General features: G+C 19.0%; 4 protein-coding genes. 1 reads left to right on the forward strand and 3 read right to left on the reverse strand.

The window, feature by feature from the left end; genetic code table 11:
- Positions 1–1916 precede the first annotated feature (1916 nt).
- From prlC to GII40_RS00620, 3 genes are all read right to left on the reverse strand, one after another.
- The gene (gene prlC, locus GII40_RS00610; RefSeq protein WP_226813473.1) at positions 1917–3959 is read right to left on the reverse strand and encodes an oligopeptidase A; all 2043 of its coding nucleotides are present in this window, start codon (positions 3957–3959) and stop codon (positions 1917–1919) included.
- 1980 nt (positions 3960–5939) lie between these two features.
- Positions 5940–6968 (reverse strand): glycosyltransferase, encoded by a 1029-nt coding sequence (locus GII40_RS00615; protein ID WP_226813474.1) that lies wholly within the window; start codon positions 6966–6968, stop codon positions 5940–5942.
- A gap of 1458 nt (positions 6969–8426) precedes the next feature.
- A complete protein-coding gene (locus GII40_RS00620) occupies positions 8427–9548 on the reverse strand; it encodes a glycosyltransferase family 4 protein (RefSeq protein ID WP_226813475.1) in 1122 nt (373 codons plus the stop codon).
- Positions 9549–11273: 1725 nt separating this feature from the next.
- On the opposite strand from GII40_RS00620, the gene waaA reads away from it, so the two are divergent.
- Complete coding sequence (gene waaA / locus GII40_RS00625) at positions 11274–12548, forward strand: lipid IV(A) 3-deoxy-D-manno-octulosonic acid transferase (protein ID WP_226813476.1); 1275 nt, start codon at positions 11274–11276, stop codon at positions 12546–12548.
- The last annotated feature ends 5 nt before the right edge of the window (positions 12549–12553 follow it).

Below are 12553 nucleotides of genomic sequence, written 5' to 3' on the forward strand. Positions count from 1 at the left end.
CTAATATTAGTACATATCTAATATATAAAATATATACTTTATTTAAAGTTATTGTATATAATAATCAAGTAAATGATATTTATCTCAGTTTTTTATTATATAATTATGAGATATAGAGTAAATACAGAAAATATACTTATAATATGATTAGATAATATATAATCCATGGTTTATTTTTAATCAATTTATTACTATTAAAATATTTATTTAGATAGTTTTACTATATATAGCAATGAATTTAGTTGTTTTTTATTTTACATGTTGTAATGTAATCATTATTATGTATTGATAATAATAGTTAATTATTACTATTATTTCTCCAGTAATCAAATTATCTTTAATTATTTATTTGTATATATCAACTTTAGTAATACTTGTTAGTTATTAATACTATCAAATTATTAGATATAATGTATATTATGTATTATACTTAATAATGATTACCAATTATTTAATAAATCTTTTATATAAAAATAATAAATTTTATTCATAAAATAATATATTATGAATAATTAATTATCTAAAATAAAAAATCATTGTATCAAAGTAAAATATTCATTATTTATTATAATAATTGTTATTATGCAGATCTTCTATATCATAGATATATACAGTTTTTTATAAAAATAATATTATTTTTTTAAAAAAATTATTAAAGATTATTATTTATTAATTAGTAATATAATATATCTAATATATTTGTTATACATAAAAATATTATATATCATTTAATTCAGAAAAATAATACTAGAATATATAAAAAACTATTTTTAATAAAAATTAGAGTAATTTATTTACAAAGTTATATTAACTTCTATCATTAATATTAATAAATTATTCTAATATATAACATTGTTTTTCTATAAATTCATAATTTTATAGTTATTAATAAATATAAACAAAATAGTAAATATAATAAATCCTGATACAATAAATTAAATGAACTAAATAATAGGTTTACTAATCATTTAGAAATGTTAAATATATTATATGTTATTTATTTTTTAAAAAAATATTATATACCTAATTTATTACATATTTACAATTAATATTTTGATAAGTATTACAAACTTCTTCTAAAGAAGAATTGTTTTTATTTTTTTCTTTACCATTAATTATAATAAAATATTAATATTATTATTTTAATAAATAATTCTTCATATATTAACTAATAAATTTATTATTTACTATTATTAATATGTATTACATTAAAATTAACTTAAGATAATTAAATTGTATATATCAACTAAATTAGTTTTAGTCATATCATTACTAGATTATACAGTTATATTAGATAGTATAATAATTTTAAATAAATATTTATAATATTTTTTAAAACAATAATATATTATTTGCTAAATATAAGTTTATGTAACTATTAAAAACTAAAATTTATTTTTTAGAAATAAACTATATTAGTTATAAAGCACGGAATAGCATTATAATTATGTTATCTGAGTGGTTTAATAAAAATTTACGTATAAATATATACATATATTAAATTTTTTATAAATTCACACTTCATCTTATAAAGAACTAGTATATAAAATTTTAATAATGATAAACATAATTCAATATCCAAAATATTACTTATTACTTATCAAGTAATTTATAATTAACTTTCTTTCAAAGTAGCAATATTTAATATAAATTTGTTGTAAATAATTAATAATATATTATCTATGTACAATACTACAATTATATATTTTATATATACAATATATAATAATTATATATGCGATAAAATGTATTTATTTTGAATTTATCTATTATAAATAATAATATTTAAATATTTATAATATGAATAACATAATAAATAATTTATTTTAACAAGATATTAAGTTAATATAATATTTAATTAAACAAGCTAATATACATTATTTAGATAATACTTTAGTATATAAATAATTCATAAATTAATTATTAATATTATAATTATGTAACATAGCATCAATTTTAGGTTTACGACCACAAAATTGTTTGAATAAATTTAATGGATCATCAGAACCTCCTTGTGATAATATTTTATTCAGGAATAAATTACCAACAATTGAGTTAAAAATACCTTCTTCTTTAAAACGTAAAAAAGCATCAGAAGATAATAGTTCTGCCCATAAATAACTGTAATAACCTGCTGCATAACTACCAGAAAATATATGATTAAAGGTATGTAAGGGACGTTCCCAGCTTTGTGAAGGAATTACAGCGACACATTTTTTAACTCTTTGTATAATTGTAAGTATACCAGGAATATGTTTAGAATTAAATTCAGTATGTAAACGCAAATCTAATATACTTAACTCTAATTGATGAAGAACATGTAATCTTTTTTGATAATTATTAGTAGCAATTAGTTTATTCAATATATCTTTTGGTAATGGCTCATTATTCTGGTAGTGACCCGATATAAGTACCAATGCTTCTGGTTCCCAGCACCAATTTTCCATAAATTGACTTGGAAATTCAATGGCATCCCATGGCACTCCATTGATGCCGGATATCTTAGCTACTTCGATAGCAGTCATTGTATGATGTAAGCAATGACCAAACTCATGGAATAAAGTAATAACTTCATTATGTGTCAATAACACGGGACTATCATTTATTGGATAACTAAAATTACAAATTAAATAAGCAACTGGTTTTTGTAAGTTACCATCTGCACGACGCATACGATCAACGCAAGTATCCATCCATGCACCATTAGATTTATGTTCACGTGAATAAATATCAAGATAAAAACTACCACATAATTCGTTTGTTGCACCATAAATTTTAAAAAAGCGAACATCAGGATGCCATACATCTACGTTATAACATTCTTTAATTGTAATATTAAAAATACGGTGCACTATTTCAAATAAGCCATATAATACTCGATGCTCAGGAAAATATGGACGTATTTGTTCATCATTTATAGAGTATAAATATTGTTTTTGTTTTTCACTATAGTATTTAATATCCCATGGTTCTAGATTTCGAATATTATAATTTTTGCATGTATATTTGCGTAAAGTCATATATTCTTGTGTTCCTTGAAGGTATAACTTTTTGACTAAATAATTAAGAAATTTTAAAACTTGTTGTGGATCTTTAGCCATTTTATTAGCTAATGATTTATGGGCATAAGAACGAAAATGCAGCATTTTTGCGAGTTCTTGTCGTAATTGCAAGGTTTCATTTATAATGTTACTATTATCCCATTGACCCGCATTAGGACCTTGATCTGATGCACGCGTGGTAAAAGCTCTATACATTTCATAACGTAGTTTGCGATTATCAGCGTAAGTAATAACTGGAAGGTAGCTCGGGATATCTAAAGTAAATAACCAGCCATCTTGTTTTTTAGATGTTGCTAGTATTCTTGCCATAAGAATAGCTCTTTCAGGTAAACCTGCCAGCATGTTTTTATCGGTAATTAATTTACTCCAACCCATAGTAGCATCTAATACATTATTACTAAATATTGTACTTAACTCAGATAGCCGAGTTATAATTTTTTTATACCGCTGTTTTTTTATTGTAGGTAAATTAATACCAGATAGTTCAAAATCTTGTAAGGCAAGATTTACTGATTTTTGCTGTGGTTTAGTTAATGTTGTAAACATTGCTCCTTTTTGTAGATTAAGATAAGCTTGATATAATCCATAGTGTTGACCGACCCAAGCATTATATTCAGATATTAAAATTAGATAAGTATCGTAAATTTTGCGTAGTTCTAAATTATTTTGAATAGCATTTAAGTGGTTTATGATCGAAATCATGCGGTTTAAATCATCATTTTTTTCAGCTAATGGCTGACATAGATTATTCCAAGTAAATGGCATAGATTGCGCAACTACTCTTTCTATTGTAGAATAACAATCCTCTAGTAATGCTTGTATTATTGGAAGAATTTCTTTATATTTTATTTTAGAGAATGGTGGTAATATACATCGGGTAAACAAAGTATTTTTCATAATAAATCATCCTAATAAATAAAATATTTTACTAATATATTTATATATATTATATTCTTAGAATATATTTTAAGAATTGATTACATAATACTATAAGATTTATTAGTAATACTTTAATTCGTGAACAGTAAAATAAATATTTTTATACAAAATATTTTTTATTGAAATAACCAATATTTATAAAATAATAAATAACTTTCAAAGTAATAAGAATATACTAATAATTAGTTACATACTATATAAAAGTATTAATATCTAGGTAATTATTGATTCTGAATATAATAAATTATTTTCTTAATAATTTTACATATAGTATAAAAATTTATTTAATCTTTATAGTAATAACTATTGTTATAATAGTATAATAATATATATTAAGATATAAGTTATATAAGAATATAATATCTATTAAAATGGTTATTTATTTAAAATCACATATATACTATATGTAGTAAAATAATATAAATAAATTTATTAAAATTATTGTGTGCAATAAAAAATATTTATAATGACTTTCAATAAATTATATATAATAAATAATACTTAAGAATAGTATTAATATTAATAAATTATTTAACATTAACAATATAATATTTAATTATTTTTTGGTATAGAAGTAATATTGTTTATGTATATATTTTATATATAAAAGTAATTTATTTAAATATAAAATATTTTATAACAAAAAAAGAAATAATTATTTTTAATAAAGATTATATTATATCTCATCTTTTAAGAAAAATGATCATTATATATAAATAACAATATTTATATTATATATATTTCTATTTATAATAAATTCATTGTAATAGATTTATTTTAGTTATTATACCATATTACTATGATTGTAGTAATATGGTATATATCTTTGTTGTACAATAATAATAAATTTACTTAATTTAAAAATTATAATAGTATACAATATTATTATTAAATACAACATATACTTAATATATATTGTATATAATACTAAGTATATGTTAATATATTATTTAATACAATTATTACTATTTATAAAAGTATAATAATAAAAAATTATTATACTTATTAATACTTATATTAATAAAATTAATGTAACATCATAAAAATTTTAATATTGTATATTATGAATTATTATTTTTAATATACTGTGTTTAATATAATTATGATTTATTATATATTGTTGCAATAAAGATATTATTATTTTAAATAATATATTATTACTGTAATTTACTATCTTTTGTGATATATATAAAATATTTATTTTATATTTTAACAACATTATTAATAATGCTTCATAATATTATTATATATACTCACAAGCTTCGTAAAATTAAAATCAGCATGATATTATCATATAATGATATATAATTAATAAATTTAACTATAAGTATAGTTTTACAGATTAATATATACAAATATAATTACTTATTAAAACATTAATTATATTAATAATAATATTTATTATATGAATATTTAATATAACAAACAAAATAAGTGTTATTCATTCTAAAATTAATTATATTATTACTAATAATATTAATATTTAAATATATTAATATTTTGATCAAGAAATAATTGTAATTATTATATTATTTCTGAAATACATAATGTTTTAAATCAATAATTATTAATGATATAATAAGTATGTTTTATGACTAATTTTTTACTCAATATATATAAACTATAAATTAATCTATAATAGATATATACTAACTTACTAAAGTTTCTGATATAATATGTACAATATATTAATTAAATTAAATTATTATATATAATATTTATTCTAATGTAGTAATATTAATATTGTATATGTTATATTATATATTTTATATAAAAATATTTTTTATAATTTATGCATTAGTTATATGTTTAAGAATTATTAATTCTTTCAATTTTTTATAATAAATAGAATTGTCAAGAAGTAAATTTTTTACTTATATATAATATGATTAAGTTTGAGCAGTAATTTTAATTGTTCTTAATATTAAATAATATTTATTAATTATTTAATAGTAATCCCTTAACTATTAATAATAAATAATTTAGATAATATTTAATACCATTAAGAGAATTTCCTTGGTGAAAATTATGTCTAGCACAATATTTATATTGATGTGCATTGCTAGGATCTATTAATTTTGCTGCACTCCAAGGTGACTGATTTTTTGCATGTATGAATGGATTGGATATGTTATATCTAGCCCATGAATGCCATGGTTTTGTAGGTCCTATATAATGGACAAAAACTGTATTTTTTTTAATTGGATTATAAAAATGATCTTTTAACTTGTAATTCAAATTAATTTGAGTATTATATTTACTATCTATATATTTTACTTTTTTTAAAAGAATAAGATTTAATATATCTTGATCCATACATACTAGACTATTAATAAAAGAAACATTTTCTAACATAGATACTGCTTGTTGTGTCACATCTTCCTTGTGCCATGCATCAGTATTAATTAATAAAAATCCAGAATTAAAATATCCATGAACCAAAGGTTGACAAGATAAATTTTCTGCCATTATTGTCCACCATTGTTTATTCTGCTCTAATACTGCAGAAAGAACATATCTTTCAAGTTCTATTGAAAACAATTCACTAATATCTCCTTGACAAATTATATCAGCATCTAAATAAAGAACACGAGGTGAATGATCGATAAAATAATCACCAATAATAAAGCGCAAATACATCGCATAAGACCAATTTTTAGTTGTAGGAAATACTTTAATTTTCTGACATTTCACTAAGTGAATAGTTATATTAATATTAAATTTTTTTGATAAAATTAAAAAATTATTTTTTTCATTTGCAGTAAGGTTATCAATAAATACATGATATATTATATTATGTTCTTTGTTATACATTGCTATTGATGATATAGAAATACTACATCCAAATAAAAAATTTTTATCTATCCCATAGGCAATATGTAAAATATTATTATTTTTATAATTTTTCGTAATAAATTTTATATTAGCAGTAATAAAATTTTGTTTTTTAAAATATTGATAATTCATTTATTTTCTCAAATGAGTCAATTAGCATTTTATTATTAATATTATTAAATAATATTTTTACTAAAAATAATAATTTTTACATATAACATATAATTTTATATTAAATTATATTACATGAATTTGTAGTACAATATAATTCATTATCTATTTATTATTTATATAATAACTGAATTAATTTTTAAAAAACAATCATTATATTGTAATGACTCAAAAATATTTAATATATGATTATTAATATATAAGAATATGTATAGTCAAGATTATTCTTTGATTAATTTTTATTAATGTTTAATAATAAATAAATACATTTTATTCATTAATAAAATAATTTCTCATTTTTAGTTAAAAATAATGTATTTTTTGATTAAGTTTTATATATAAATATAATTTTAATTTTTATTAAATTGTATGTATTTATAAATATAAAAATTAATTTTATTAATTATTTAATCATATATTCTATAGTATAGAAATTAATAGAAGATATCTTTTTATCAAGTATTTTCACTGAATTATAAAAATACTCTTACTGATAGACAATCTATAAACATTAAGTAATACTTCTATTGAAGCAATGATATACAATTAATTTATATCTAATATTTATTATTTTTTTATAAAAATATAAATAATTTTTAGAAAAAATTAGTATATTTATATTTTATGTAAAATAACTAAATTAGATAATTATCTTAATTTTTTTATATTAATTGTTAATATATATTATGTAATTGTTATTGAGTATAATATAATAATAATTATTCTTATATATCACTAATTAATATAAGATATATATCGCATATATATTACTTCAAATACTTAATTTGCTAAATATTAAAAATAAAAATTTGTAATCATGCAATAATTTTTATATTTATATAGTATTACTTGATATATAAAAATACTCTTATAGAGACATTCTTATTTAGAAAATTTATAAAATATTTAATATTGTATTTATTGATTGTTGCGATCTCAATGAAAATAATTTAATTAAATTAATATATAGTATTATATATTAAATAGATTTTATTAACATTGTATGATTATAGTTATACATGAATAACTATAATTATATTTTTAATAAGAAATATAATTTGATCAATCAATAATGTGAGTATAATGTACATTATTAATGCATGCTGATATACTACATTAGTATATATAATAATATTGATTAGTTATAAATATTGACTGTGATTTAAATTAGAAATAATATATAAAATTAAATAAGTAATAAAAAATATTTTTCTTTCATTAAAGATATGCATAATTATTTAGTATAACTATATATCTTATATTATCTCATAAAATAAAGAATAACCATAAATACTATAATGAGTAAATAAAATATACTGATTATTCTTCAATAAATTTACTATATTTTATGTATTATCTATAATTATAAAATACTATTTATAATGCTATATAAATATATAATAAGTATGCTTTAATTACCTAATGAATATTACTTTCAATAATATCTATTATTTTTTTTGGTACAGAAAAAAAATTTTGAATATTAGCAAAATATTTTGCATTAGACGCCCATATTTTTCGCAGATGACAATTTATTAGTGATTTGTATAACTCATCATTTAATATATGTTGCTTATATGGTTCTTGAATAACAATACCACAGCATGCTTTATTAATATAATGTGCATAACCACATATACTTGTAGTAATTACTGGTAACCCTAAAGCAATAGCTTCTATCAGAACAATTCCAGCAGCTTCTTGATATGCAGGATGCAATAATATATCAGCTGCAATCATTAATTCAGATACATCATAACGTCCTAAAAATAAATAAATATTTAATTTACCACTTAATTTACGTACTAATTTTTTATAATGTTTATTATTATCTTGTCCAACAATAAATAATACAGATTTACAGCGGATATTATTTGGTAATGCAGCAAAAGCTATAATTGTTCGATCGACACCTTTTCGTGTAAAATCAGAACCAACTTGCAATACTAAATAATCATTTTCATTTATACCATTCTTTTTACGATAAATATTACGTGCATTTGGACTATGTTGACTATATTTTCTATCAAGAGAGATACTTGGCGGTAAGATAAAAAATCTTTCTGATTCTGTTGAATAATGTTTTTTAAAATCAACAATTTGTTTATTTGTTAACATTAATAATTTTGTTTTTGTACCCATAGCAAAAGTTGCTTTTTCAAAACTTAAATAATGTTTATAACGTTTTGTTAATTTATACAAAAAATTTTTTTTATTTTCTATTTTTTCAGCATAACAAATATCACCGGCATAATAAATATCTAAATTTGGCATTTTATTAAAGCCAATAATACGATCTACTGGATATTGTTTGAGATGAGATTGTACCCATAAAAAATATTGATTATTACGTGAATGATTCGTATAAGCCTTGACAGGTACTTGAATCAATTCAAAATTTATAGGACATATGCCATGCCAATAATAAGTATAAATTCTAATATAATGTCCATGATCTGCAACAGTCTGAGCTATACGCATAAAATCTCGTTGTAGCCCCCCAAAAGGAAAATATTTATAAATACAAAGTGCAATGATCATTGTGCTATTATATCTCTTAATATATCTTAAAGATATTCTTTAATATGCCAGTAATATTTTTATTATTACAACAAAATATATTTTAGTATTTATAATTATTATACTATTTTAAAAAATCTTACTAACTAAAAATTTTATCATAACATATTGAATGATCTATAAAAATATAATTTAAGATATTTGTAATATAACTTGATAAAGTAATTTATATTAGTAATGATATTTTACGTAAATATTATTAATTATTTACCTAAAATATCATTTAATTATTTTTAGAATTAATTATTTATACTAAGATTCTTAATAAAATATTTTTACTTAGTTCTTTATAACAAAAATATATTCTTCAGTAATAAAATTAATAGTAGTACAAATTATGCTCAAATATAAGAATTTTTTTGGTTTACTTTATTAAAATATAGAAATTTTATTTTTACATAGCATAGTAATATACATAAATAGTATATCACTATATGTAGTATAGTTAACAGTTTGAATATAAGAATATATAATTAATTTATTAGATGCATTAATGTCATTATTTATCTTCTATTATGAATAAAAATGTTTTATGAAAAAATAATATTAAAGATATTTAAGTTTATTAATTATTTATAATTAAATTTTATTTCTTAAAAAATTATATATAATTTTAAGAAAAATTATATCATAATATACTATTTTAATACAAATGTTAAATATATGTTTAATAGTATATATTATAATCAAATAATTATAGTAAAAATATAATTTTTTATTTATATTGAATAATTACTTATTTATGATAATAAAAATATTAATTTTATTAATTAACTAAATATTTTATATATAAAATATATTTAATTATTTTATATTGTTGTAATTGTTGTCACTATAATTATATTAAAATCCTTAAAAATAGTAACAATTTAATTATATAAAATAATATTTTATTAAATAATTTTTTACATTACATTTAATGTAATATATATTTATGATGTAATATATTTAATTATTTATTACGTATTATTCAGTTAATAATAACTGACATATCTACAATATATCTATATTATTAATTATATTTATTAAAATATAATAAATATGCTTAATATTTTCAGCATATATAATTATCTTTAGCAAGATTATAAATTATTTTGGTATATATAATATATAATAATAATTATACTTATTTTAATATTTGTGCAGTTATATTAATAATAATTATACTATAATATAATTAAAAATTTATGTTGTGTTTATTAATGATATTTTGTTTTAGTGTTACTTAAACATGAATATGATTTTTATCATATTTTGTTATTATTATTTATATTTTATAATATTTTATAAAACAATATTTATTGTAAAATAAACATATAAATATTTTTAATTATTGAATCAATCATAATTATTAAATAATTATATTATTTATAATAAAATACTTTACTATATCTTAAATGTAATCTTTTAATATTTATTTTTATTATTCTAAGTAAATTATTAAAAATAATAATTTATTAACTCATTTAATAAGATCGCTATTAATTACAAACTAGACTTTTAAAAAATTAAAAATATATATAACAATATATACATTATTTTCATCTTAACTAAATAATGTTTTTAAAATGTATTAATATTTTTTATAATTGCTTAACTAGTTTATTAATTTCATATATAATAAGTATCTTTAACTATTCTTAATTTTTATAAATTCCATTAAATTTTATTACGATAACATCAAGTATGCTACAAGTCTTTTACAATATATTATTATATTTAATCCAGCCACTAATTTTGATTAAGTTATATATTAGAAGCTATAAAAATACTGCTTATAGAAAACGTTGGGCTGAACGTTATGGTTTTTGCTCAAAAAAAATTATTTCAGGAGGAATAATATTGCACTCTGTTTCAGTTGGTGAAATATTAGCTGCTATACCTTTAATTAAAGAATTACAGCATCGCTATCCAGCTGTGCCTATCACTATTACTACTATGACTCCAACAGCTTCTGAACGTGTTGATTATATCTTTGGTAAAAAAGTACAACATATGTATCTTCCTTATGATTTACCTGGATCCGTAAATCGTTTTTTAAATAGAGTCCAGCCTAGACTTGTTCTTATTATGGAAACAGAAATTTGGCCTAATTTTATTAGAATGCTTAAGAAACGTAACATTCCTATAATACTTACAAATGCTCGTTTATCAGCTCGTTCGGCACAAAGATATGCTAAAATTAATTATTTTATTAATGATATTGTACGTTGTATTACATTAATTGCTGCACAAAATATGGAAGATGGCCAGCGTTTTCTTTCTTTAGGTATCGCGCATACACAATTATCTGTTACTGGTAATTTAAAATTTGAAATATCTATAACTCCAGAGTTATCTGCTAAAGCATTAATACTACGAAATTACTTGGCACCATATTGCCCAGTATGGATTGCAAGTAGCACTCATGCAGGAGAAGAAGAAATTATACTGCATGCTCATAAACAATTATTAAATCAATTTTCTAATCTATTATTAATTTTAGTTCCTCGTCATCCTGAACGTTTTAATCATGTAATAAAATTAACAAAAAAGGCTGGTTTTTCTTATATTACAAGATCATCTGGAATAAAACCATCTATTCAAACACAGATCGTTATTGGGGATACTATGGGTGAATTAATGTTATTATATGGAATAGCTGATCTTGCTTTTGTAGGAGGTAGTCTTGTACAGAAAGGAGGACATAACCCATTAGAACCAGCTGCATATAATATTCCTATATTAATGGGACCACATATAATAAATTTTCAAGATATTTGTACAAAATTAAAAAAAGCTAATGGTTTAATTATAATAAAAGATATAGATGCTTTAGTAAGAAAGATTTCTATTTTATTAATCAATAAAAATTATAGGAATAGTTATGGTCGTCATGCTTTTGAGGTATTACATCAACATAAAGGTGCATTACAGAAGACATTGCATTTATTAGATCCATATCTAAAAAAAATAAAATGAGTATA

It is taken from the genome of Candidatus Profftia lariciata, assembly GCF_020541265.1.
GTDB lineage: Bacteria > Pseudomonadota > Gammaproteobacteria > Enterobacterales > Enterobacteriaceae > Profftia > Profftia lariciata.

Bases quoted from the DNA above. Each gene is read 5' to 3' on its own strand.
- prlC (WP_226813473.1), bottom strand. From the start codon at position 3,959: ATGAAAAATACTTTGTTTACCCGATGTATATTACCACCATTCTCTAAA.
- GII40_RS00615 (WP_226813474.1), bottom strand. From the start codon at position 6,968: ATGAATTATCAATATTTTAAAAAACAAAATTTTATTACTGCTAATATA.
- GII40_RS00620 (WP_226813475.1), bottom strand. From the start codon at position 9,548: ATGATCATTGCACTTTGTATTTATAAATATTTTCCTTTTGGGGGGCTA.
- waaA (WP_226813476.1), top strand. From the start codon at position 11,274: ATGCTACAAGTCTTTTACAATATATTATTATATTTAATCCAGCCACTA.